The sequence below is a fragment of the Maricaulis maris genome (genome assembly GCF_036322705.1).
Lineage (GTDB): Bacteria > Pseudomonadota > Alphaproteobacteria > Caulobacterales > Maricaulaceae > Maricaulis > Maricaulis maris_B.
In genome coordinates this window covers 1,660,257-1,684,256 of record NZ_AP027270.1, presented here as the reverse complement: position 1 = coordinate 1,684,256, position 24,000 = coordinate 1,660,257, and the positions used below count along the sequence as shown (strand labels likewise).

Genomic DNA, 24,000 nt, shown 5'->3' with positions numbered 1-24,000 from the left:
CCCCGCCCGTTTTCTTTTGTTTCGGAGCGCGGCATGGCGATCCTTCTCCTGCTTCTGGGGTCAGTCCTCGGCGTCAGTGTCATGGTTTTCTTCAATGCCCGTCTCGGCATCAGCGGCAAGGCCCGGCTGGGCAGCCTCGATGACGCGGTGACGCGGCTCGACACGGATCGGGTCGGCTTTGAGGCCGGTGAGGGTGTCCTGGCAGCGGACGGTGAAGCGGCGCTGGTGATGGACCGGACCGGTGACTGCCTGGGCGTCCTGATCGCGCGCGGCAGTGACTTCGTCATCCGCTATCTCACACCGGGCTCGGTTCGTGAGGTCACCACCGAGGCTGACAATACGGTCAGGCTGAGCCTCAACGATTTCGTGTTTGCTCCGGCCCGCCTGCGCTTCGAGAGCGCCGACACGGCGTCGCACTGGGCCGGCAAGCTCGACATGTTCAAGACCCAGGGCAGGAGCTGACCATGGATGTCCCGGCTTTCGTTCAGACGCTGAACCCGATCACGATCGCGATTCCCTTCTTCACCATTTCGGTTTTTGCCGAAATGATTTACGCGCGCACGAGCGGCAGGGTGCGTTTCGAGACGCGGGATACCGCTGCCAGCCTGATCATGGGGTTGGGGAATAATATCTCCAGCATCGTCTTTGCCGGCCTGATCGGGGCCTGGTCGGTTTTTGTCTACGAGCACCGGCTTTTCGATATCCCGTTTGCCTGGTGGATCTGGGTGATCGCATTCGTTCTCGATGATTTCCTGTATTACTGGTCACATCGCCTTGCCCACACGGTGCGGTGGTTCTGGGCCGACCATGTCGTCCATCATTCATCCCAGCACTACAATCTCACCACGGCCCTGCGGCAGCCCTGGATCAGCCCGTTCACGCTGAAATTCCTGTGGCTGGGGTCCGCCATGGTCTTTGTCGGTTTTCACCCGGCACTGGTCGCCTTCGTCGGGGCACTCAACCTGATCTACCAATTCTGGATCCACACCGAGGCGATCAAGCGCTGTCCAGCCTGGTTTGAAGCGATCTTCAACACGCCGTCGCACCACCGGGTCCATCACGCCACCAATCCGCTCTACCTTGATCGCAACTATGCCGGGATCCTGATCATCTGGGACAAGATGTTCGGAACCTTCCAGGCCGAACTGGACGCGGAGCCCTGTCGCTATGGCATTGTCAAGAATCTGGGCACCTACAACCCGATCAAGATCGCGGTTCATGAATGGCTCTCGATCGTGAAGGACATGGCGGGGGCCAAATCTGCCAAGGATGCCGCCCTGTATCTCCTGGCCCCGCCGGGCTGGTCGCCTGACGGGTCGCGCGAAACCTCAAAACAGATCCTGGCGAAATGGAAAGCCCGGCAGGCGCAGACCAGCGAGGCGGCTGAGGCCCAAGCCGCGGAATAGGCACGCTGCAGCGTCGTCCTGACGCAGCCCCCGCACGCCAGCCGACCGGTGACAGGGCCTGGCAAGCCTTCCCTGACGGACGTATCCGTGTCGGCGCGAGCGTGGCGGGCGGATTGCAGGATTGTCCCCACCAGCCCCCTCGACAATCTATGACAACGTTGTCAAATGTGTAGCATCAAGGCTATCCAGCTTCAGAACCAGGCTGCGCATCGGAGGCTCTATGTCCAGAATTTCACGCCAAAAGCTTGCCCTCTCCGGGATCGACATGGACCAGTTGGGAGATGAGGGCATGGCCCGGATCATCCGGGACATCATTGATGCCGGCCTGCACGGGCTTGCCTTCAGCCCCTATGTGGATGGTCAGGACAATACGTTCGAGGTCGATGCCGACCAGATCCGGTCCCGGCTCGGTGTGCTGGCACCGCATGTCGACTGGGTGCGGACATTCTCCTGTACGCGCGGGAATGAGCTGACCCCGGCGATCGCTCGCGAGATGGGTCTCAATTCGATGGTGGGAGTCTGGATCGATGATGATCTGGCGCGCAACGAGATCGAACTGGCGAAGGGAATCGAGATCGCCCGGCGTGGTGATGCGGGTATCCTCGCCATCGGCAACGAAGTCCTGTTGCGTGAGGAGCTCACCGAAGATCAGCTGATCGAGTACATCAATCGGGCCAAGGCCGCGGTTGATGTGCCGGTAGGCTATGTTGACGCCTACTTCCTGTTCGAGAACCACCCCCGCGTGGCCGATGCTTGCGACCTGCTCCTGGTCAATTGCTACCCGTTCTGGGAAGGCTATCCGATTGAACATGCACACATCTATATGCGTGAAATGTACCGGCGAGCCGAACGTGTCGCGAATGGCAAGAAGGTGATCATTGCGGAAACCGGCTGGCCAAACATCGGAACCGCTGACCGTGGCGCGGTTCCCTCCGTTTCCAATGCGATGAAGTATTTCATCGACGCCGTACGCTGGACCAATGAAGAGGGTATCGATCTGTTCTATTTTGCCGGTTTCGACGAAGCTTGGAAGGTCGCCAAGGAAGGCGATGTCGGCGCGTATTGGGGACTCTGGGACAAAGACGGTGTCCCGAAGTATTGCGGCCGCTGATGTTCGGTCTGTTCAAAACACGGCAGCCCTGGTCCGACATCCCCTTCGCCAACGCGATCTGCTATTCCGGCTATCGCGACGGGCAAAGTCCGCCATCCGGCGTTTTCCCGTCCTACGCGCAAATCCACGAAGACCTTGAGATACTGGCTCGGCATTGGCGCTATCTGAGGGTCTATGACTGCACCCCTCACGCCGAAACCGTCCTGCGGGTGATCCGCGAGCAGGGTTTGCCTCTGAGGGTGATGCTGGGGATGGGCCTTGGGGCGGAGGTGAGCAATCCGGGCTGCCCGTGGGGGGGCGTCTATGACGATGCCGTCCTCGCGGCGAACCGCGCCGAAAATGATGCCGAGCTGGGGCGCATGATTGCGCTGTCGAAGGCATACCCGCGCGAGGTTCTCTGCCTGTCGATCGGCAATGAGGCGAGCGTCGACTGGAATGACCACATGGTCGAGGTCGAGCGCCTCATCCATTTCGCCAAGACCTTGCGCCGGCGTACCCGTCATCCGGTCACGTTCTGCGAGAACTACGTGCCATGGACCGACAAGCTGAGGCCGCTGGTCAGACATCTCGACGTGATAAGTGTGCACACCTATCCAGTCTGGGAATACAAATCGATCGACGAGGCCCTGGCCTATACCCAGGAGAACTACTTCGCGGTCCGAGGGCGGTATCCCGACATGCCGGTCATCATCACTGAAGCGGGATGGACGACCCGGTCCAACGGCCGCGGCATTGAGCCGGACAACGCGTCCGAGAGCCTGCAGGCGACCTACTACGCCCAACTCATGGAATGGGCCGAGGCCGAGCAGATCATGACATTCGTGTTTGAGGCCTTTGACGAGCCTTGGAAAGGCTCTCCGGATCCGGATGAGCCCGAAAAGCACTGGGGGCTCTTCACTGTCGAGCGCCAGCCAAAGCCTGTCATGATGAAGTGGTTTTCCGATCTGAGACCGGGTGAGGGCACCTAGCGGGGAAGAGGATGCCAAGGCGCCTGTTGTGATTTCGCAGGGGCTGCATGGCTGGTCTTGGCGGCTGATGGCGCGCGGCTCGAGCCCGGCGCGTTATCGCCATCCCGTCTGACGCTGTCTCGGCCGAGGTGTCAGCTGCGCCCGGACCCCGCGCCAGCTTGACATTTCACCCCGTAAACCGGCACATCGCGGCAACCTGTCTAACCCCGATTTACCGGACACTTTGCCATGCATGCATACCGCTCCCATACCTGTTCCGAGCTGCGCAAGGATCATGTCGGCCAGACCGCCCGGATTTCCGGCTGGATCCACCGCAAGCGCGACCATGGCGGTCTGCTCTTCATTGACCTGCGCGACCATTATGGTCTGACCCAGGTCGTGCTGGAGCCGGAAAGCCCGCATTTCGCAACGCTGGAGCGTCTGCGCGTGGAGAGCGTCATCACCGTCACCGGCGAGGTCATCGCGCGCTCGGCCGAGACCGTGAACGCCAACCTGCCGACCGGTGAGATCGAGGTTCGCCTGGCCGATCTTGCGATCCAGTCGGAAGCGGAAGAATTGCCGCTGCCGGTCTTTGGTGAGCCCGACTGGTCCGAGGAAGTGCGCCTGAAGCACCGCTATATCGACCTGCGTCGCGAAAGCCTGCACAAGCGCATCGTCCTGCGCTCGAAGATCATCGATAGCATTCGTCGGCGCATGGTCGACGAGAAGTTCGTCGAGTATCAAACGCCGATCCTGACGGCCTCCTCGCCGGAAGGTGCGCGTGACTTCCTCGTGCCGAGCCGTTTGCACCCGGGCAAGTTCTACGCCTTGCCGCAGGCCCCGCAGCAGTTCAAGCAGCTGATCATGGTCTCCGGCTTTGATCGCTATTTCCAGATCGCGCCCTGCTTCCGCGATGAAGACGCCCGGGCCGATCGTGCGCCGGGTGAGTTCTACCAGCTCGACATGGAAATGAGCTTCGCTACCCAGCAGGACGTGTTCGACGTGATCGAGCCGGTCATGAAGGGCCTGTTCGACGAGTTTGCCGATGGCCGTCACGTGCCGGACGAGCCCTTCGTGCAGATCGCCTACAAGGACGCCATGCGCTGGTATGGTTCGGACAAGCCCGACCTGCGCAACCCGATCAAGATGGCTGATGCCTCGGACACCTTCCGTGGTTCGGGCTTCAAGGTCTTTGCCGGCATGCTCGAGCGCAATCCCAAGGTCCAGGTCTGGGCCATCCCGGCCAAGACCGGTGGCAGCCGGGCGTTCTGCGACCGGATGAATTCCTGGGCCCAGAAAGAAGGCCAGCCCGGCATGGGCTACATCTTCTGGCGCGAGGCGGAAGCCGGCCTGGAGGCTGCGGGTCCGATCGCCAAGAATATTGGCGAGGAGCGGACCGAGGCTCTGCGGGTGGAACTCGGTCTGGAAGCCGGGGACGCGGTCTTCTTCGCAGCTGGCGATCCCAAGGATTTCGCCGGCTTTGCCGGCCGGGCCCGCGATGTGGTCGGCAAGGAACTCGACCTCTGCGAGACCAACACCTTCCGCTTCTGCTGGATCGTCGATTTTCCGATGTATGAGTGGGACGAGGATAACAAGAAGGTCGACTTCTCGCACAACCCGTTCTCCATGCCGCAGATCGATCCGGAAGACTTCCTCAAGCTCGATCCGGATACCGATGCCGAGACGCTGCTCGCCCTCAAGGCCTATCAGTACGACATCGTCTGCAACGGCGTCGAGCTGTCCTCCGGCGCGGTGCGGAACCATCGTCCGGACGTGATGCTGAAGGCCTTTGCCTTTGCCGGCTATGATGCCGCAACGGTCGAGGAAGAATTCGGCGGCATGCTCAACGCCTTCCGTTACGGCGCACCGCCGCACGCCGGTATCGCGCCGGGCGTTGATCGTATGGTCATGTTGCTGGCGGGTGTCGAAAACCTGCGCGAGGTCGTGATGTTCCCGAAGGATCAGCAAGCCCGCGATCTGATGATGAATGCACCGGCCGAGGTGGAGCTGAAGCAATTGCGCGAGCTGCACATCCGCTCTGTGATGCCGGACGCCAAGAAGGCCTGATCGGCAGGCCCCCGGGCCAACCCGCCTGGACATGAAAACGCCGACCCTTAGGGTCGGCGTTTTTGTATCTGGAAGCGGTGAGCACGCTTGTCAGTGCGGTCAGTTCTCCGGGCTCGCCTCGGTATTGTGTTCCGGCGGCGTCGGCGGCGCCGGTGGCGTTGGCTGGGAGCGTGGCTGGTGTGGGGGCACGGTCGGCTGAAGCTCCGGCGCGCCCTGGCCGATCCGGTCATGATCGATGACCCAGAGGGTATCGGTATCGCCGTCGGGCAGATCAATAACGATACTGCCATTCTCGGTTTCGATGCGGGCCGTGGCCCGTGCGGCATTGTCGCCTTGCGCGCGGCTATGATCGCGTAGCGAGCGGCGGGCGGCTTCATTTGCGGCCATGGCTTCGCGGCGTGCATTTTCGATAATGCGGCGCCGCTCCTCATTGACGCTCTGGCGCTGGCTCTCGCGTTCGCGCTCGACGCGCCTCAGCTCTCGCTCGGAGCGGGCGAGTTGGCGCATCGCCTCGTTGGTGGCCTCGCGGATCGCGTCCTGGTCGAGTTCCGTGGCGTGCACTTGCAAGGCCGCGCCGATCTCCGACAGGATTTCGATCCGGGCATTCTCCAGAGCCTGAATTTCCACAATGCGCTCGATCCGATCAGGACCTGAAAAGCGGAGCGCATAGGTGTTTTGAACCAGGCTGGCACCGGTTTCCGGGACGCTGTCGCAGCCGGGAAGGTCGATGCCCTCGCCCACGATGGTGCTGGCATCACCACACGTGCCGGAAAGGCTTTCCTTGGTGAGGCCGGTGGTTCCAGTGATCTGGGCACCGGAGAAGTTCGCGCCGAGCAGGACCGCGCCCGTGAAATTGACATCATGCAGCTCGGCGCCCTCGAAATTGGCGCCGGTCAGGTCAGCGTCCTGGAAGTTCACGTCGCTGCCATTGACCTCGGCGAAATTCGCACGGCGCAGCTCGGCGCTGCGAAAATTCGTGTCGTTGAGTTCGGCTCGCAGAAAGTTCACCTGACGCAGGCGTGCATCGGCGAACAGCGTGTCCGTGAGCGAGGATCCTATGAAGGTGACGAACACCATCTGCGACCCTGTGAAATCGGTATCAGTCAGGTCGGCCGACGAAAAATTGACGCGCTCGATGATGGAATTGGCGAGACTGGCACCGTTCATGTTGGCGCGCGAAAACGTCACCCCGGTCAAACGCGAATGCGTCATGATCGTGTCTTCGAAGTCGGCATCGTTGAACCGGCTCTCGATCATCGTCACCGACGGCAGTTCCGAATTTGCGAATGTCGTGCCTTCGAAATTGGCGCCGATGAAGACGGCGTTGGCCATGTTCTTGTCGGAGAAGTCGCAAGCCTCGCACTCGCCACCGATCGCCAGACCGCGGCGCGGATGATCGTCGCCCCCGGCAAGGGCGGGGGAGACCGCCAAGGCGAGGAGCGCAACCGTACAGGACAATGTCTTCAAACTGGTCCGCATATGCTCACGGATAGGACAGAGGCTTGCTCAAAGCGACTTAAATCACGGTAACCCTGAGGTATATCCTATGAGGGGGCGGCGCTTCTGACCAGTCCTGACGGTGTCAGTTGGCGGGTCAGCCTATTGGCAGGGGGGGATCGTCAGCCCGGCCGGCAATTGGGTCGAGGCATCGCCGCAGGCACTGGAAAGCTGGGCCTGGGTGAGGCCGCGTGCGCTGGCCATTTCCGCTCCGGAGAGGGTGGCGCCGGAGAGATTGGCACCGCCGAAATCCGCACCGCCGAAATAGGCTCCCACCAGATTGGCGCGGGTCAGATCCGCATTGCGGAAGGATGCTCCGGTGAAGCGGCCGCCGAACAGGTTGGCGATCGACAGGTTGGTACCGTCAAACCGGGCGCGGTTCATCGTCACAAGCGCCAGGTTTGCTTGCCGCAGACGGGCGCCGGAGACATCGATGCCGGGCAGGTCCAGATAACCCAGTTCAGCCTGGAAGAGGTTGCAGCCGGGGCAGGACTGACCCGCCTGGACCCGCGCGATCTGTCCGGCATCCTGGGCCTGTGCGAGGCCGGATGTTGCGAGCAGGGCGGCCAGGGCGAGAAGAATCCGTACCATTGTGGAGCACTCCGAAAGAGGGTGCGTCCAGACCTGCAAGGCTTGCGCCGTCTCAGCTTCCGGTCCAGCCGCAGGCATCGCATTTCTGCCCGGCGACATCGTCTGTGACGACAGTAAAATGCCCGCATTCCGCGCATGGGTCACCGCTATAGACCGAGATATCGCGGGAGACCGGCCGGCTCACGGTCCGGTCCTCGATCTCGTAGTGACCGGCCTGGCTGTCCTGGCCATCGCCACCGCTGGCTGCCCGTTTGGGCGCGTTGGCGAACATCAGGATATTGTCCGGCACCTGACCGCGTGAGAAGCCGCGAGAGATGAATTTTGCGGCATCTTCCTGTGCAAGCTTCTCCTCCTCGACACCGCGTCCCAGCCCGCCCGGGTCGGCGCGATCGGGGGACAGTTCGGCGAGGTCGTCGCGGCCGAGATAGGACACGCCAAGCTCGCGGAAGAGATAGTCCAGGATCGAGGTCGCATGCTGGATCGAGTCATTGCCCTCGACGGCGCCGGCCGGCTCAAACCGTGTGTATACGAAGGCGTCGACGAACTCCTCAAGGGGCACGCCGTATTGCAGGCCGATGGAGATCGCGATGGCAAAATTGTTCATCAGCGAGCGGAAGGCGGCCCCCTCCTTGTGCATGTCGATGAAAATCTCGCCGAGCTCCCCGTCGTCGAACTCACCAGTGTGGAGGTAGACCTTGTGGCCTCCCACCTTGGCTTTCTGGATATAGCCCTTTCGCCGATCAGGCAGTTTGCGTCGGGCGGCCGGCTTTTCGACGATCCGTTCGACCGTCCGCTCCACAATGCGTTCGGTCGGCGGGGCTTCGGCGGCATAATCGCCCTTGTCGAAGTCAATCGCCGGCAGGAGATCGAACAGACCCGATGCCGTGCGCCGAATGCTGAGCGCGCGAAGGCCGAGCTCTCCGCCGAGGTCAATCAGGGCGGCCACATCATCGATTGTGGCCTCGCCCTCGAGGGCCAAGCTGGTCTGACAGCTTCCGCCGATCTGGGCTTCGATGGCGGCGGCCATCAACATCTGGTCCTGTACGGACGGTGTATCGAAGACGGCGCGGATGGCGGCCGACAGGTCTGGCGCATTGGCCAGGTCGCCGGTGCCATGCGCATGGGCATCGGCGGCGCGGATGGCGGCTTCGTCGTAGCCGATGGCATGGCACAGGGCGTTTCCTTCGCGCTCGATCTGGTCAGCCGTGAGGCCGAGGGCATCGCGGCAGGTCCGGTCGCCCAGCGTCCAGCGATTGAGGGCGTGGCGGACCGAGGCGCCTTCGGCAATGGAGTCTTCCAGGCGCTCGAGCGCGTCCGCCGGGACACCGCGTTCCATGAGGTTTTCCAGTGAGATACCTGGGGCGCCTCGGAGGCTGCCATGGCCAGCCGCATGGTCCTCGGCGCGTTCGACTTCGGTGACGCTGCGGCCCCGTGCGAGCAGGCCGGCGCGAGCGCAGTCCCGAAGCCGCTGGCCACCGGTCATCTCGGCATCGGCCGTGATGACACCGTTGACCGGCCTTGCGCCAAAACTGTCCGCATCCAGCAGGTTGGCGATATCGCCGTCGGGCTCGCGGCAGGTCAGGGTCGGGCCAGGCCGGGCGAGGGCGGCCTTCGGCAGGAAGGGGGACGCGTCGGTGCGCAGGGCGGCGCCGACGAGCCTGAAGGGACCGGGAAGCCCATCCAGCGGCACGGCGGGACCGAGCCCGGGCGCTGCGGCCCCCGTCTCCATCGCCACCTCACGCAGGGTGCGCGTCGCCAGATGGGTGATCGCGGCCATGGTGTCGCGCGCGCCCTCACTGCCATAGGCCAGACCCGCCGCCATCAGCAGCGCGCCGACACCGCTCAGCGCGATCGACCCGGCCGAGCTGGCGCCCTTGGGCGCACTCAGGGTGAGCGCAATCGCCCAGTAGCGGATCGTGTCGGTCAGCAGTTCGGCCTGGAAGCCGTCCCGGCGATCGAGAAAGGCCGGCAGATTGATGTGGATCGTCGGGCCGGTTTCGTCAGGGCTGGCGTGAAAGGCGAGCGATGGCGTGCCGAAGCTCCACACGGTGCGGGCAATCCCGGTCCGGAGGTCGCGGGCCGGAACAGCCCCGCCGTCCTGCTCGAACGTCCAGTCCTCACCCATGGCGACGGCCTGGCTGAAGGCCCGGGGCACGTGCAGCACGGCGGGGCGTGTTTCCAAGGCGTCGGGTATCAACGCGGCCAGGGCGTCATCATCGGTACCCTGGCGAGCGAGGGCGAGGGCACGCTCCACGGCTTCCTCGGGAACCCCGTCCTTGAGGGCCCGGCGCATGGCGCGGGCGAGGGCCGCGTTGCGGCGCGGATCGAAACAGTCGTCGATATCGCCGGAGCAGCGCCGCACGGCCTCACCAATGGCCTCGAGGCGGTCGCGGGTCACCCGCGCACCGACGTCCAGCACCGAGGCGCGCAGGGCTGTTTCAGCAACCCGGCGCAACTGGCCAGGCGCCTGGCGCGAGTTGATGCGAATTGTCAGCGGTGAAGGCGTCGCCGGCGTGTCGGCAACCGGGTCGCCATAGGCCCAATCGACACCGCCTTCGCGAATGAGATTGGCGTCGGGCATGACGAGACGCCCGGTGAGGCTGGCCGCGAGCTCACCCGCAAACAGATCGGCGTCTGCATCGCTCGCGAAGGCCCCTTGTCGTGCCGCCGACCAGGCCAGCGAACCCGACAGGCGCTGCACAACCGTCGCGAAATCGGATTCGCATACCCGTTCCTCGCCGTCGGCGCATGACGGGGTCAGCTTGCTGAAGCTCTTGGCGCCCTTGCGCGGGCTGGTGGCCAGCGGCCGCGGTGTGGTGAGCAGGTCAGCAAGGCCCTGGGCGGCGGTCAGGCTCCACCCGGCCGGCGTCGTAACGTCGCGCTCCCCGGGCATCGCCGCATCGCGATCGCCGTCAAACTCGGCAAGCTCGTGGGTATCCGTCGCGCCCGCGGACGCTGTCTCGGCGATGAAATCAGCAATGCGACCGAAGACCTGCATGCGACTGTCCTCTCATGTCCCGAATCGCTCGGGCGAACACAAAGTGTACCGCGCCGACCCGGCGACCTGAAACCCGCCGCGTTCAACACTGGACCCGCCCGCCGCGCGGGGGCATATAGGCCAAGCCTGCCTCGACCGACTCGGAGCCGCTGACAATGTTCGGACTGATCTCAAAGCTGTTTGTGTGGTGGAAAGACGCCACGCCGGGAACCTTCCTGACGCTGCGCATGCGCGGCGCCAAGCAGGTTGGCTCGGACGAATATGGCAATCGCTATTTCGAGGAAGCCGGCGAGACCGGACCGGATGGCCAGGGCCAGAAGCGCCGTTGGGTTATCTACAAGGGCTATGCCGACGCCTCGCGGGTCCCGTCCGACTGGCATGGCTGGCTGCACCACACCTTTGACGAGGTGCCCACAGACGCGCCGCTCTTCCGCCAGTCCTGGGAGAAGGATCACCATCCCAATCTCACCGGCACCGTCCACGCCTATCGCCCGACCGGCTCGCTTGCCGTCAGCGACCGTCGCCAGTCGACAACGGGCGATTACGAGGCCTGGTCTCCGGACGAGGCATAATTCGCCTTTACCGCGTCACAATCCCGCGACAGGGTGGCTGCCATGAAAACTTCCATACTTGCCTTGATTGTTGCGCTCGGTCTGGCTGCCCCCGTTTGGGCGCAGGACAGCACGGGTTCCGGCTCGTCTGTGTCTGCGGACGAGACTTCTGATCTCCTGCGCCGGGATGATCCCGACAACACGGCAGAGCGCGGTCCGCTGTCCTCGCAGCCGGGCAGCATCGTCGTGCTGCGCGGGCTCGACAAGGTGACCGCCCGCACGCGCGACTTCGAGGTCGCCATCGGCGACACGGTGCAGTTCGGCGCGCTGTCGATCACCGCGCAATACTGCCGCAAGCGCCCGCCGGAAGAGACGCCGGAAACCTATGCTTTCCTGCAGATCAATGATCGCCGGACCGACGGCTTTGGTGTCGATGTCGAGGGTGAGCAGATCTTTTCAGGCTGGATGTTCGCATCGCGCCCGGCCCAGAACCCGCTCGAACATGCGGTCTATGATGTCTGGGTGATCGACTGCAGGGCCTGACGGCCGGAGACGTTTTCCGGCAGGGCATCGAAGTCGGCCTCGAAAATCAGGGCATCGGCGAGGCGCTCGCGATAGGCGCTGCGCGGGATCGTGATGGCCCCGAGGCTTTCCAAGTGTTCGGTGGTGAATTGCGTATCCAGCAGACTGTAGCCGCCGGCCCGCAGCCGCGCGATCAAATGGACCAGCGCGATCTTGGAGGCATCGCGGCGACGCGAAAACATGCTCTCGCCGAAGAACGCCGCCCCGAGTGATACCCCATACAGGCCGCCGACGAGATCGGCGCCGGACCAGCACTCCACCGAATGGGCGTAGCCAGCCTCGTGCAGGCTTGAATAAAGGCGGATGATCGCCTCATTGATCCAGGTCTCCTCGCGGCCCGGAGCGGGCTTTGCGCAGCCCTCGACCACGGCCTCAAACGCCTGGTTCACGGTGACCCGGTACAGGTCCTGACGCACGGCTTTGCGCAGACTGCGTGAGGCATGGAAATCATCGAGCGGGATGATGCCGCGCTCGTCCGGATCGAGCAGGTATATGCGCGGATCGTCACGGCCTTCCGCCATCGGGAAGACACCGCGCGCATAGCAGTTGAGCAATTCCTGTGGGCCGAAGCCGCGCATGCCAACTCCTGCTTCCGGCTGGCTGGCGGGCGGGATCAGTCCTCGCGGCTTGCCAACCAGTCTTCCAGCCAGCGGATGTGATAATTGCCGCTCACGAAATCCGGTTCCTCAAGCAATTCGAGGAAGATCGGGATCGTGGTCTGCACACCGCCAACCACCATTTCCTCCAGGGCCCGGCGCAGGCGCAGAAGCGCCTCGTGACGGGTCCGACCGTGGACGATCAGCTTGCCGATCAAGCTGTCATAGTAAGGCGGGATGGCATAGCCGGCATAAAGGGCGGAATCGAGGCGGACACCAAGGCCGCCGGGCGCGTGAAAGTCCGTGACCAGGCCGGGTGACGGCGCAAATGTCCGGGCGTTCTCGGCATTGATCCGGCACTCGATCGCCCAGCCGTCAAACTTGACGTCGCTCTGCTTGATATCGAGCGGCTGACCGTCGGCGACGCGGATCTGCTCGCGCACCAGGTCGATGCCGGTGATCATTTCGGTGACCGGGTGTTCGACCTGCAGGCGGGTATTCATCTCGATGAAATAGAATTCCCCGTTCTCCCACAGGAATTCGATGGTCCCGACGCCGCGATAGCCGATCGCCTCGATCGCCTTGCGGACAACCTCACCGATCTTCTTGCGGTCTTCGTCATTGAGGGCCGGTGAAGGGGCTTCCTCGAGGATCTTCTGGTGGCGCCGTTGCAGGGAGCAATCGCGCTCACCCAGATGCACCACATTGCCATGCGTGTCGGCGAGTATCTGGATCTCGATATGGCGCGGCCGACCGAGATATTTCTCGATATAGACGGTGCCGTCACCGAAGGCCGCCAATGCTTCGGCCGAGGCCGTTTCCATGGCTTCCTTGAGCTTTTCGGCTGTCTCGGCAACCTTCATGCCGCGACCACCGCCGCCCGAGGCCGCCTTGATCAGAACCGGGTAGCCAATGGACTCGGCAATCGGGACCGCGTCCTCGTAGGTCTCGACGCCGCCCTCGGAGCCCGGAACGACCGGAATGCCGGCATCCATGACCGCCTGTTTGGCGGTGATCTTGTCGCCCATCATGCGGATGTGCGCCGGCGTCGGGCCAATGAAGGCGAGGCCGTGCGCTTCGACGATCTCGGCGAAACGGGCATTTTCCGACAGGAAGCCATAACCTGGGTGGATCGCCTGGGCGCCGGTCACTTCGGCAGCCGTGATGATGGCCGGGATGTTGAGGTAGGACTTGTTGGCCGGCGGTGGTCCGATACAGACGCTCTCATCGGCCAGGCGCACATGCATGGCGTTGGCGTCGGCCTCGGAATGCACCGCAACCGTGCGGATGCCCATCTCCCGGCAGGCGCGGTGAACGCGAAGGGCAATTTCGCCGCGATTGGCGATCAGGATCTTGTCGAACATGTCGTCGCTCGCCTTGCTGGTCGCGTCAGGACAGGACGAAGAGGGGTTCGCCGTATTCCACCGGCTGGCCATCCGCGACGAGGACTTCCGTCACCGTCCCGGATTTCTCCGCGGTAATCGGGTTGAAGGTTTTCATCGCTTCGATCAGCAGGATGGTATCGCCCTTCTTCACCTGATCGCCGACCTTCACGAAGTCAGACGCATCCGGGTTCGGCTTCAGGTAGGCCGTGCCCACCATCGGCGATTTGACGGCGTCCGGATTGTCGGCCGGCGCGGCCGGCGCCGCAGCCGTCACAGCCGGCGCAGCGGCCGGGGCTGCAGCCGGGGCCGGAGCGGCGACCGCATGCACGACCGGCGCTGCCGTGACCTGACGCGCAATCTTCAGACGCAAGTCACCGCGTTCGACTTCGATTTCCGACAGGTCGGTGTCACGAAGGATGTCGGCGAGCTCGCGAACGAGATCGGCGCTGATCGGGGAGCTGGATCGGGAATCAGAACTCATGATGTAAGACCTTTGGTTCCGTCAGTTGCCGAGACAGGAGACAGCGGCGGTGATGCCCAGAAGATAACTCTGCAGCCCGAGACCGGTAATCGATCCACGCGCCGCAGGGGCGATGTAAGAATGATGCCGGAAGGCTTCGCGTGCTGCAGTCTGACTCAAGTGAACTTCGATGACGGGAGGTTCTATAGCGCGAACGGCGTCATGCAAAGCGACCGATGTATGGGTAAATGCAGCCGGGTTGAAAACAACTGCACTCGCATTGACGTTTGCGTCATGCAGCCAGTCAATCAGCTCGCCTTCATGATTGGACTGCCGAAAGACGATGTCGAACCCCAAGTCACGCGCATGTGCCGCGCAAGCCTGTTCAATCTCGCCCAGGGTGAGTGCGCCGTAGATTTCCGGCTCGCGCGCGCCCAGAAGATTGAGGTTCGGACCATTGAGGATGTGAATGGGTCGGGTCATGGCCTTGCTTTGCATCCGTAACGGGATTTACCACGGGTCTAACGAGGGACTCAACGAAAGGCCAGCGAAGACCATGCTGCAGCTGACAGTCAATGGGGAAGGCCGACAGGTCGAGCCCGGAACATGTGTGAGTGACCTGGTCACGATCCTCGGCCTCGACGGTCGCAAGATTGCGGTCGAGCGCAATCTGGCCATCGTGCCGCGTTCTGGTTATGCCCAGACCGCGCTCGCCGATGGCGACCGGATCGAGATTGTCGCGTTTGTCGGAGGTGGATGAGATGGATGATGCAATGACCGCAAAGGCTATGGTCGAGGACAAGCCGCTTGTCGTCGCCGGCCGCACCTTCAACTCGCGCCTGATCATCGGCACGGGCAAGTACGCGACCTATGCGCAGAACGCCGAGGCGCTGGTGGCTTCGGGAGCCGAGATGATCACCGTGGCGATTCGCCGGGTGAACCTGTCCAATCCGGATGAGCCCCGTCTGGTCGATTTCATCTCGCCGGACGACCACACCTTCCTGCCCAACACGGCGGGCTGCTTCACCGGTGAAGACGCGGTGCGCACGCTGCGCCTGGCCCGTGAAGCGGGCGGTTGGAACCTGGTGAAGCTGGAAGTCCTGTCCGACCCCAAACATCTCTATCCGGACATGACCGAGACGCTCCGTGCCGCCGAGATGCTGATCAAGGACGGCTTTGATGTCATGGTCTATTGCTCGGACGATCCGGTCTTCGCCCGCAAGCTCGAGGATATGGGCTGTTGCGCGATCATGCCGCTGGGCGCCCCGATCGGCTCCGGCCTCGGGATCCAGAATCCGGTCAATATCCGTCTCATCATCGAGCAGACCAAGGTGCCGGTCATCGTCGATGCCGGCGTCGGCACGGCCTCGGACGCCACTGTGGCAATGGAGCTGGGCTGTGACGGTGTGCTGATGAATACCGCCATTGCCGAGGCCAAGGACCCGATCCGCATGGCCCGGGCGATGCGTCATGCGGTCATTGCCGGCCGTGAGAGCTATCTCGCCGGGCGCATGCCCAAGAAGCGCTATGCGGACCCGTCCAGCCCGTTATCGGGTCTGATCTGATCTGATCTGACCTGACCTGAGCCCTCGTGCGGGCGCGTGCGGGGGCGGCGGCGTCAGGCGCTGCCCTCGGTCTTGATGCGGATGATCTCGCCGCAGTGCTTGCAGTGCACGGCGTCGGCATCGTGCAGCAGAAGCCCGCAGCTCTGGCACTCTTGCCTCACCTTGGACGGCCGAAACAGGACCTGGGCCAAGCGCAGGAACAGTGTCACCCCGACAATCATCACCCCGACCGAAAGCAGGCGGCCGCTCGTGCCTTCCAGCGTGATGTCGCCAAAGCCGGTCGTCGTCAGTGTGGTGACCGTGAAATAGAAGGCGTCGGCATAATTTCGGATGTCGTCATTCCGGCCGTATTGCAGCGCGTAGATCAGGCCGGTGGTGACGAACAGGAAGACCATCAGGTTGAGCGCCGCCAGCAGGACTTCCTCATGGCGGCGGAAATAGGACAGGTCTGTGCGCAGGCGCTTCAGCAATTGATAGCTGTGAAGAAGGCGCAAGGTTCGCAGGATGCGCAGGAAGCCGAGACCTTCCCCGGCAATCGGGGCGAGGAAGGAGATGATGGCAATGATGTCGGCCCAGGTCGCCAGGCGCAGGAAATGCCTGCGGCGCTCGGTCTCGATCGCCAGTCGGGCGATGAAGTCCGCGAGGATCACCGTGCCGAGCACCATGTCCGTGATCTCGATCGTCTCCGACCGGGTGAAGAAAGACGTCGCCACAACATAGAGCGTGGCGGCGATATCGAAGGCCAGCAGCCCGTAGCGGAAGCGGTGGGCAGCAGTGGTCTCGGCTTCGTAGAGGTCTTTGATCCTGGACAGCACGGATTGGCCTCCCCTTTCGGCGAAGTAGGCCATGGCGCTCAAGTGGCGAGCCATGGCCACGGTTATGGCGGATCAGGCGGCACGAAACCGGTGGCCGTCACGACGCTTGTCTGTCAGGTCTTGTCCAAGGGCTCCGGGCTGCGCGCTGTTGATCAGTCGCGCAGGGCTTCGGCGAGAGCCTGGTCGAGCGCCATCTCGTTGGCTCCGGGGATAACCACGCCATCGACGATGAAGAAGGGCGTGCCGGTCACGTTCAGCGCCCGGCCGAGCGAGCGGACCTGGTTGATGTGGGCCATTATTTCCGGATCTTCCATATCGGCGCGCATGCGCGCGACATCGACGCCGGAGACGGTCGCCAGCTGGTCGATGCGGGCAGAGGGCAGCGGACCCGATGAGCGGATCATGGCGAGGTGGAAGGCGGCATAGATGTCTTCGCCCTGGCGCAGCGCGGCGAGCGCGGCAACGGCGGCTTCCGTCGAATCATCGCCGAGGATCGGATACTCCTTGTAGAGGATCTGGACGCGGTCGCCGTATTCCTCCTGAACGCCTTCGACCCAGGCCGCTGCCACCCGGCAGTAGGAGCACTTGTAGTCCATGAACTCGACGATCACGACGTCCGGATTGTCCGGACCGATGCGCGGATCGCGCGGGTCGTTGAAGATGGCATCACTATTGGCCGCCAGGGCGTCGTAGACCGACTGCATCTCGCGGGCCCGGGCCCGGCGCTGCAGCTCGATCAGGGCCTCCTCGATGATCTCGGGATTCTCGAGAATATAATCGCGCACGATCTGACGGACTTCGTCCTGGTCCGCTTGCGAAAGCTGAGCCGAAGCAGCCGGCTGCTGGCAGCCGAGAAGCACGACAGAAGCCGCGAGAATGGCGAAAAAGCGATGCATCAGGGTGACCCCTCCCATGTTTGAGGACCTGTCTAGCCCAGCCCCGAAAGGGTTGCGAGACCGACGGCTGTAAAATCCGCGTGTTCGGGGTCGATCCGTGACACCGGAATGGTGGCTTGTGATATCGGGGCTGTCTGTTTATCCAGCGCCGATGTCACCAATCGCGCTCTTCCTGACCAGCCTGTCGCTATCGACGGACGCCTTTGCGGCGGCCCTGGCCCGCGGCAGCGCCGAGCGTCAGCCGCATCTTGCGACGGCCCTCCGGGTCGGCGCGGTGTTCGGCCTTGCCGAGGGCCTGATGTGCCTGGCCGGCTGGACGCTGGCCCTGGTCATGGCCAGCCTCATCATCGCCGTTGATCACTGGATCGCCCTTGTGCTGCTGGGCTTTATCGGCGGCCGCATGGTGTTGAATGGCTGGCGCGAGGATGGCGAGGAGGAGACGGACGGTGAGGGCGCCCGCCGCTCCGTACTGTCGACGGTCATCACGGCGATCGGAACCAGTATCGACTCGGCGGCCGTCGGTGTCGCAATCGCGCTGGCAGGAGGACCGGCCTGGTCCGCCCTGCTGATCGGCGTGACCTCCTTCGTCCTGTCAGCGCTCGGCTATCTGATCGGCCCGCGACTTGGTGCCCGCTTCGGCGGCTATGCCGAGATTGCCGGGGGGCTTGTTCTGATCGCGCTGGGCGTGTCGATCTTTGTCAGCCACACAATGGCCGGCTGAGGTCGCCGCCTCAGGCGATCTCGAAGACGCCGTCGACCTCGACTGCCGCCCCGAGCGGCAGCACCGGGCAGGACACGGCCGAGCGGGCATGACGTCCGGCGTCGCCGAACACCTCGACCATCAGGTCGGAACAGCCATTGATCACCTTGGGAATGTCGGTGAAGCCCGGCACCGCGGCCACGAAGCCGCCGAGCTTGACCACGCGTTTGAGCCGCGACAGGTCACCGCCGCAGGCGACTCGCAGCTGGGCGATCAGGTTGATGGCACACAGGCGTGCAGCGGCCTGTCCGGCCTCGATATCCATATCCCGGCCGAGCGTTCCCGAGACCAGCCCGTCCGCTCCGATCGAGACCTGGCCGGAGATGAAGACCTGGTTGCCGCTCTGCACGAAGGGCACGTAATTGGCGACCGGGGCAACCGGTTCCGGCAGGGTGATTCCAAGCTCGGCGAGGCGGGTGTCGATGGCGGACATGTCAGGCTCCAGTCTGTGATGCTGGCGCGGAGATTAGCGGCGTATCGGCCGCATGCAATCTGCGCGCTTGACTTGACGTGCGCGTCATCCGGCATGGTGCGTTGATGATGACGATGATCCATGAAGACGAGATCCGATTCGAGGCCCGCGACGGTTGTGTCCTGTGTGGCCGGATCATTGCGCCGGACAACCCGCGCGCAGCGGTGCTGATCTCGTCGGGAACCGGCTTTCCCATGGGACTCTATCGCCGGCTCGCCCTGACGGGGGCCGAGGCGGGCCATGCCTGCCTGATCTATGATTATCGCGGGATCGGCGGGTCGGCTCCCAGGGCCATGCGCGGGTTCAAGGCGGATATCGTGGACTGGGGGCGTCTCGATCACGCCGCCGCGCTCGACCGCGCGGCTGCGCTGGCGCCGGGCAAGCCACTCTATGCCGTCGGCCATTCGGTTGGCGGACATCTTCCCGGCTTTGCCGACAATGCTGGAGCGGTCGCGGCTCATGCCTTCATCACGGTCGGGACCGGCTACTGGCGCGCCCATGAAGTGAGCTACCAGCCGTCGGCGCTCCTGTTCTGGCTCCTGTACGGACCCGCTTGCCTCGCCCTGAAAGGTTATATCCCGGCGGGTGGTCTCTGGGGTGGTACGGCGCTTCCCCGAGACATCTTCCTGCAATGGCGCCAATGGGCCTCGAAACCGGACTATCTCGGGCATTACCTCGATCAGCTCGAGCCCCATCATTTCGACGCGATCACCGCACCGATCCGGTCCTGGAGCTTCAGCGATGACCGGCTCTGTACGCGGCGCTCTGCCGAGGACCTGCTCACGCTTTATCCCAATGCCCCGTCCGAACACGTCCGTCTGTCGCCAGCCGAGATCGGTGCCACGCGCGTCGAGCACCACGGGGCTTTCAAGAAACAGGCGGCCGCGTTCTGGCCGCAGGTCTTCAACTGGTTTGATCAGGTTTCGGCTTCGGCTTCGCGCTGAGGCCGCGGCCCTTGACCACCGCATCACTGCCGAATTTCTGGCGGGCCTTGTCCATCGCCCGCTCGGCCGTGGCCCGGCGAATCGCTTGCGGGTCCAACAGGTCGCCAGCATCGCCGACCGCATCCCGCAGGCTGGAGAACCCGATCCCGAGCAGGCGAAAGCGGGTCCCGTCGACCTCCGGCGCCAGCAGCTGCTGGCCGACCCGGAACAGGGAGTCGGCGAGCTGGCTGGGTTCGTTCAGGGTGCGGCGCCGGGTGCGGGCGCGAAAGTCCGAGGTCTTGAGCTTCAGCGTCACGACCTGGCCGGACACGCCCTTGGCTTTCATCTGGTCAGCGACCCGGACACTCAGGCGCCAGAGGTGTTTTTCCAGTGTTTCGCGGTCGTCATGGTCGGCATTGAAGGTCGTCTCGGCCGACACGCTCTTGCGTTCGCGTTCCGGAGAGACCTTGCGCCGGTCCTCGCCGCGCGACAGGCGCGACAGGTGATAACCCATATCGCCATAGCGATCGGCCATGCGCTTGTCGCCCTGCCGGCGGATATCAGAAAGGGTGCGGATGCCATCGCGCTCCAGCCTGGCGGCAAAGGCCGGACCGACGCCATAGATCGAGCGTACGGGGCGCGGGGCCAGGAAATCGAGCGCTTCGGCTTCGCCGATCACCGCAAACCCGTTCGGCTTGTCGAGGTCCGAGGCGGTCTTGGCGAGAAATTTGTTGAAGGACAGGCCGACCGAGACGGTGATCCCGACCGTGTCCTCGATGCGCCGCTGCAGGCGCAGCAGGGTCAGCGCAGGCGGGGCGCCATGAAGGCGGGCGGTACCGGTCAGGTCGAGAAAGGCTTCATCGATCGACAGCGGTTCGACCAGGGGCGTGATGTCCTTCATCATGTCGCGGATGCGATAACCCTCGGCGGTATACTTGCCATGGTCGGGGCTGATCACCAGGGCATCGGGACAGGCCTGCAACGCCTTGAACATCGGCATCGCCGAGTGGACCCCGTAGAGCCGGGCGATATAGCAGCAGGTCGAGACCACACCGCGTTGTCGGCCACCAATGATGACCGGCTTGTCCTCAAGCCCGGGATTGTCGCGCTTCTCGACCGCCGCGAAGAAGGCGTCACAATCGATATGGGCGATCGACAGGGTATTGAGTTCGGCATGCCGCAGCAGGCGGTGGCTGCCACAGGCCGGGCAGGCATCGGCCTGTTCGGGCAGTGCTGTCAGACAGGCGCGGCAATACCCCGGTTCGCTCACGCCTGGTCCTGATCCTCGGTCTCGTCGGCCGGCCACAGCCAGGCCGCGCCCCTCACACCGGAGGCATCGCCATGTTGATGTCGCACGATGCGGGTGCGGCAGACATCCGAGAAGAGATAAGCCGGCAGAGCCGTCATGATCCGCTCTGGCAGGCCATCGGCGTTGGACACGCCACCGCCCAGTACAATGATGTCCGGATCGAGGATGTTGATGACACTCGCCAGGCCGCGGGCGAGCTGGTCGCTGTGACGGGCGACGCTGTCCAGCGCCGCCTTGTCCCCCGCCGCTGCCGCCGCGAAGATGGCTTCTCCGCTCAGCGCACCGCCATGGCTCCGGGCGTGACAGGCCGCCAGCCCCGGGCCAGACAGCCAGGTTTCGAGGCAGCCGCGCTTGCCGCACCAGCAGGCCGGCGGGTCGAGTTCGTTCGCCTGTGGCCAGGGCAGGGGGTTGTGCCCCCATTCACCGGCAATGCCCTGACAGCCCTCGACAAGCCGGCCGCCGACCACCAGCCCGCCGCCGACGCCGGTGCCGAGAATGACACCGAATACGACATTACCGTCCCGGCCTGCGCCGTCACGGGCTTCTGAAAGAGCAAAACAATTGGCGTCATTGGCGCTGCGGACCGGACGCTCGAGGCGGGCCGACAAATCATCGCGGAGGGGACGATCATTGAGCCAGACCGAATTGGCGTTGCGCATCAGGCCGGTCACCGGGCTGATCGAACCGGGGTGTGCGAGCCCGACGCGGGAGGCACCGTGGGCAGCTTCAAGGTCCTCGACCAGACGCGCGATCGCGTTGATCGTACCCTCAAGGCTCCGCGGCGTCGGTACGCGCTGACGGGCGCGCTCCGCGCCATCGGGCGCATAGAGCCTGGCTTCGATCTTGGTGCCACCGAGGTCGATGCCAATTCGATTCATCCTGTTGTCCCTTGCCGTTCGGGCTATACTTTTTTTGGCCCTTTTTGTTCTTATCTTGTTCCATGAGGCTCGAAAAGTGGCCTCTGACTCATGGTTGGTTAAGGAAAGTCGGGTTTAGTGTCAGCGGGGTTCAACAAGCACGATAAAATACGTGCAAACAACGGGAAGCGCGTCACCGACATGCTGCAGGTCATGCCCAAAAAGGTCCTGATTGTCGAAGATAACGAGCTGAACATGAAGCTGTTCAATGATCTGCTCGAGGCTCATGGCTATGAGACCTTGCAGACCAAGGACGGTTTCAAGGCGCTCGAGATGGCCCGCGAACACACGCCGGACCTGATCCTCATGGATATCCAGCTTCCCGAGGTGTCCGGGCTTGAGGTCACCAAGTGGCTCAAGGATGATGACAGCCTGTCCGCCATCCCGGTCGTGGCCGTCACGGCCTTCGCCATGAAAGGCGACGAGGAACGCATTCGCGAAGGCGGTTGCGAAGCCTATCTGTCCAAGCCGATCACGGTCGCGACCTTCATCGAGACGGTTCGTCAGTTTCTCGACTAGGGGACGGCTCCGATGAGTGCGCGTATTCTCGTCGTTGATGACCAGGCCGCCAATGTCCGGCTGCTTGAGGCACGTCTTCAGGCCGAGTATTTCGATGTCTGCACCGCGACCAATGGCCAGGAGGCCATTACGGTGGCCAAGGCGGAACAGCCCGATCTCATCCTGCTTGACGTGATGATGCCGCTCATGGACGGCTATGAGACCTGTTCGCGGCTCAAGGATGATCCGGCGACGCGGCATATTCCGGTGGTGATGGTGACCGCGCTCGATCAGCGCGAGGACCGCATTCGCGGGCTCGAGGCCGGTGCCGATGATTTCCTGACCAAGCCGATCGACGACGTCACGATGTTCGCCCGGGTGCGCAGCCTGCTGCGCCTGAAGGCGGTGCTCGACGAGTTGCGCTATCGCGAATCCAGCTCGGCCATGTCGGGCTTGTCCGGCGATATCCAGGATGATGTCGACAGCGCGTCGCGCGTGGTCATTGTCAGCGCTGATCCGCGCGCGACGGCCCGTTATGCGGGCGCCATGCCGGCCCGGGTCACGGTTCGCGAAGTGCATGAACCGGGCGAGGCGATTGCTGCCGCCCGTGACAGGGCCGACCTGCTGATTGTTGATCTGACCTCGGCGGAATATGACGGGCTGCGCCTGTGCGCCCGTGTTCGCTCGGATGCCGCGACCCGGCAATTGCCGATCCTCGCCATTGTCCGCCCCGATGACGTGCAGCACGCGGTCCGCGCGCTGGATCTGGGCGTGAACGACATCATTCACCGTCCTGTTGATGCCGGCGAGCTGGCCGCGCGGTCGAGGACCCAGCTGCGCCGCAAGCGCTATGCCGACCGGCTGCGCTCGCATCTCGACGAGGGAATGGAGCTGGCGGTCACGGATCCGCTGACCGGCCTGCACAATCGTCGCTATATCTCCTCCCGCCTGCGCCAGGCGATCGACAGCGCCAATAATGGCGGGGCGCCTGTGTCGCTGCTTCTGGCCGATATCGATCACTTCAAGTCGATCAATGACACGCATGGCCATGAGGCCGGTGACAGTGTCCTGCGCGATTTTGCAGCCCGCCTCCTGACCGGTTTGCGGGCCCTCGATCTGGCAGCGCGATATGGTGGCGAGGAATTTGTCGTGGTGATGCCGGGCGCTGGCATGGCCGAAGCGCAGATCGCTGCCGAGCGCTTGCGGTCCAGCGTCGCCGGCTCCGGTTTCGCGCTGCGGGACGGGTCACGCGTTCCGGTGACCGTCAGCATCGGCGTGGCCCAGGCGCGTCGCGGCGAGAGCCTCGACGGGCTGCTGCGGCGGGCCGACGAGGCGCTCTATGCCGCCAAGAATGCCGGCCGGAATCAAGTTCAGGCCGCGGACAACGCCGCGGCCTGACAGAACTCTTGGGTCGAGCGGAATAAACCGTTCAGACGGGAAAACCGTCCTACTTGATTTTCGCTTCCTTGAAATCGACGTGCTTGCGGGCGACCGGGTCGTACTTCTTCAGCACGAGCTTCTCGGTCATGGTGCGCGCATTCTTCTTCGTGACGTAGAAGTAACCCGTACCAGCCGTGGAGTTCAGGCGGATTTTGATGGTTGTCGGCTTCGCCATGGCTCTAAATGTCCTGGTGCTTTGAGTGTGCGCGCATTC

26 protein-coding genes are annotated in these 24,000 nt (G+C 63.7%); 13 read left to right on the top strand and 13 right to left on the bottom strand.

Annotated features, from left to right (window positions below):
* Positions 1-33 precede the first annotated feature (33 nt).
* The 5 genes from AAA969_RS07835 (at position 34) to aspS (ending at position 5,531) form a co-directional block, all read left to right on the top strand.
* Positions 34-462, top strand: a complete 429-nt coding sequence (locus AAA969_RS07835; protein ID WP_338245349.1) for a hypothetical protein — start codon at positions 34-36, stop codon at positions 460-462.
* Positions 463-464: 2 nt separating this feature from the next.
* Positions 465-1,406 carry a sterol desaturase family protein gene (locus AAA969_RS07830; protein WP_338245347.1) on the top strand — a complete coding sequence of 314 codons (942 nt, stop codon included), beginning with the start codon at positions 465-467 and terminating at the stop codon, positions 1,404-1,406.
* A 220-nt stretch (positions 1,407-1,626) separates the two neighbouring features.
* Entirely contained in the window at positions 1,627-2,517 is an 891-nt protein-coding gene (locus tag AAA969_RS07825; protein WP_338245345.1) for a glycosyl hydrolase family 17 protein, read from the top strand.
* On the top strand, positions 2,517-3,485 hold the full coding sequence (locus AAA969_RS07820) for a glycosyl hydrolase family 17 protein (protein WP_338245343.1): 969 nt from the start codon (positions 2,517-2,519) through the stop codon (positions 3,483-3,485). Before AAA969_RS07825 ends, AAA969_RS07820 begins: the two co-directional genes overlap by 1 nt.
* Before the next feature lie 228 nt (positions 3,486-3,713).
* Entirely contained in the window at positions 3,714-5,531 is a 1,818-nt protein-coding gene (aspS, locus tag AAA969_RS07815) for an aspartate--tRNA ligase (protein WP_338245341.1), read from the top strand.
* 99 nt (positions 5,532-5,630) lie between these two features.
* Here the strand turns inward: aspS and AAA969_RS07810 are convergent, their stop codons facing one another.
* The 3 genes from AAA969_RS07810 to AAA969_RS07800 form a co-directional block, all read right to left on the bottom strand.
* Complete coding sequence (locus AAA969_RS07810) at positions 5,631-6,998, bottom strand: pentapeptide repeat-containing protein (RefSeq protein ID WP_338245340.1); 1,368 nt, start codon at positions 6,996-6,998, stop codon at positions 5,631-5,633.
* Between the two features lie 132 nt (positions 6,999-7,130).
* A complete protein-coding gene (locus tag AAA969_RS07805) occupies positions 7,131-7,619 on the bottom strand; it encodes a pentapeptide repeat-containing protein (protein ID WP_047158868.1) in 489 nt (162 codons plus the stop codon).
* Positions 7,620-7,671: 52 nt separating this feature from the next.
* Positions 7,672-10,617 (bottom strand): hypothetical protein, encoded by a 2,946-nt coding sequence (locus AAA969_RS07800; RefSeq protein WP_338245336.1) that lies wholly within the window; start codon positions 10,615-10,617, stop codon positions 7,672-7,674.
* Between the two features lie 155 nt (positions 10,618-10,772).
* On the opposite strand from AAA969_RS07800, the gene AAA969_RS07795 reads away from it, so the two are divergent.
* Positions 10,773-11,189 carry an NADH:ubiquinone oxidoreductase subunit NDUFA12 gene (locus AAA969_RS07795; protein WP_338245333.1) on the top strand — a complete coding sequence of 139 codons (417 nt, stop codon included), beginning with the start codon at positions 10,773-10,775 and terminating at the stop codon, positions 11,187-11,189.
* Between the two features lie 42 nt (positions 11,190-11,231).
* Complete coding sequence (locus AAA969_RS07790) at positions 11,232-11,711, top strand: DUF2155 domain-containing protein (RefSeq protein ID WP_338245331.1); 480 nt, start codon at positions 11,232-11,234, stop codon at positions 11,709-11,711.
* Here the strand turns inward: AAA969_RS07790 and aat are convergent.
* The 4 genes from aat to aroQ are packed head-to-tail and all read right to left on the bottom strand — an operon-like array spanning position 11,678 to position 14,674.
* The gene (aat, locus tag AAA969_RS07785; protein ID WP_338245329.1) at positions 11,678-12,328 is read right to left on the bottom strand and encodes a leucyl/phenylalanyl-tRNA--protein transferase; all 651 of its coding nucleotides are present in this window, start codon (positions 12,326-12,328) and stop codon (positions 11,678-11,680) included. The two genes, AAA969_RS07790 and aat, sit on opposite strands and share 34 nt — an antisense overlap.
* A 35-nt stretch (positions 12,329-12,363) precedes the next feature.
* Positions 12,364-13,710, bottom strand: a complete 1,347-nt coding sequence (accC, locus tag AAA969_RS07780) for an acetyl-CoA carboxylase biotin carboxylase subunit (RefSeq protein ID WP_338245327.1) — start codon at positions 13,708-13,710, stop codon at positions 12,364-12,366.
* A 25-nt stretch (positions 13,711-13,735) separates the two neighbouring features.
* Positions 13,736-14,212, bottom strand: a complete 477-nt coding sequence (accB, locus tag AAA969_RS07775) for an acetyl-CoA carboxylase biotin carboxyl carrier protein (protein WP_338245325.1) — start codon at positions 14,210-14,212, stop codon at positions 13,736-13,738.
* Between the two features lie 21 nt (positions 14,213-14,233).
* A complete protein-coding gene (gene aroQ / locus AAA969_RS07770; RefSeq protein ID WP_338245324.1) occupies positions 14,234-14,674 on the bottom strand; it encodes a type II 3-dehydroquinate dehydratase in 441 nt (146 codons plus the stop codon).
* 76 nt (positions 14,675-14,750) lie between these two features.
* Between aroQ and thiS the strand changes: the two genes are divergently transcribed.
* Together thiS and AAA969_RS07760 are read left to right on the top strand one after the other, a co-directional pair.
* Positions 14,751-14,951 carry a sulfur carrier protein ThiS gene (thiS, locus tag AAA969_RS07765; protein WP_425325045.1) on the top strand — a complete coding sequence of 67 codons (201 nt, stop codon included), beginning with the start codon at positions 14,751-14,753 and terminating at the stop codon, positions 14,949-14,951.
* A 13-nt stretch (positions 14,952-14,964) separates the two neighbouring features.
* Complete coding sequence (locus AAA969_RS07760) at positions 14,965-15,756, top strand: thiazole synthase (protein WP_338245320.1); 792 nt, start codon at positions 14,965-14,967, stop codon at positions 15,754-15,756.
* Between the two features lie 53 nt (positions 15,757-15,809).
* Here AAA969_RS07760 and AAA969_RS07755 read toward each other — a convergent pair whose 3' ends face one another.
* Positions 15,810-16,571, bottom strand: a complete 762-nt coding sequence (locus AAA969_RS07755) for an ion channel (protein ID WP_338245318.1) — start codon at positions 16,569-16,571, stop codon at positions 15,810-15,812.
* Between the two features lie 152 nt (positions 16,572-16,723).
* Positions 16,724-17,467 carry a thioredoxin domain-containing protein gene (locus AAA969_RS07750; protein WP_338245316.1) on the bottom strand — a complete coding sequence of 248 codons (744 nt, stop codon included), beginning with the start codon at positions 17,465-17,467 and terminating at the stop codon, positions 16,724-16,726.
* Positions 17,468-17,618: 151 nt separating this feature from the next.
* Between AAA969_RS07750 and AAA969_RS07745 the strand changes: the two genes are divergently transcribed.
* Positions 17,619-18,188, top strand: a complete 570-nt coding sequence (locus AAA969_RS07745) for a manganese efflux pump MntP family protein (protein WP_338245314.1) — start codon at positions 17,619-17,621, stop codon at positions 18,186-18,188.
* A 10-nt stretch (positions 18,189-18,198) separates the two neighbouring features.
* Here the strand turns inward: AAA969_RS07745 and AAA969_RS07740 are convergent, their stop codons facing one another.
* Positions 18,199-18,660: a RidA family protein gene (locus AAA969_RS07740; RefSeq protein WP_338245312.1), complete on the bottom strand. Its 462-nt coding sequence runs from the start codon at positions 18,658-18,660 to the stop codon at positions 18,199-18,201.
* Positions 18,661-18,764: 104 nt separating this feature from the next.
* Between AAA969_RS07740 and AAA969_RS07735 the strand changes: the two genes are divergently transcribed.
* Entirely contained in the window at positions 18,765-19,643 is an 879-nt protein-coding gene (locus AAA969_RS07735; protein WP_338245310.1) for an alpha/beta hydrolase family protein, read from the top strand.
* Here AAA969_RS07735 and AAA969_RS07730 read toward each other — a convergent pair.
* On the bottom strand, positions 19,603-20,892 hold the full coding sequence (locus AAA969_RS07730; RefSeq protein ID WP_338245308.1) for a DNA polymerase IV: 1,290 nt from the start codon (positions 20,890-20,892) through the stop codon (positions 19,603-19,605). The two genes, AAA969_RS07735 and AAA969_RS07730, sit on opposite strands and share 41 nt — an antisense overlap.
* Complete coding sequence (locus AAA969_RS07725) at positions 20,889-21,809, bottom strand: ROK family protein (RefSeq protein WP_338245306.1); 921 nt, start codon at positions 21,807-21,809, stop codon at positions 20,889-20,891. The genes AAA969_RS07730 and AAA969_RS07725 overlap by 4 nt, the downstream gene beginning before the upstream one ends.
* A 192-nt stretch (positions 21,810-22,001) precedes the next feature.
* Between AAA969_RS07725 and AAA969_RS07720 the strand changes: the two genes are divergently transcribed.
* Positions 22,002-22,367 carry a response regulator gene (locus tag AAA969_RS07720; protein WP_143743039.1) on the top strand — a complete coding sequence of 122 codons (366 nt, stop codon included), beginning with the start codon at positions 22,002-22,004 and terminating at the stop codon, positions 22,365-22,367.
* 12 nt (positions 22,368-22,379) lie between these two features.
* On the top strand, positions 22,380-23,744 hold the full coding sequence (locus tag AAA969_RS07715) for a PleD family two-component system response regulator (protein ID WP_338245303.1): 1,365 nt from the start codon (positions 22,380-22,382) through the stop codon (positions 23,742-23,744).
* Between the two features lie 49 nt (positions 23,745-23,793).
* On the opposite strand, the gene rpmG is transcribed toward AAA969_RS07715, so the two are convergent.
* The gene (rpmG, locus tag AAA969_RS07710) at positions 23,794-23,961 is read right to left on the bottom strand and encodes a 50S ribosomal protein L33 (protein WP_011643217.1); all 168 of its coding nucleotides are present in this window, start codon (positions 23,959-23,961) and stop codon (positions 23,794-23,796) included.
* Positions 23,962-24,000: the final 39 nt, after the last annotated feature.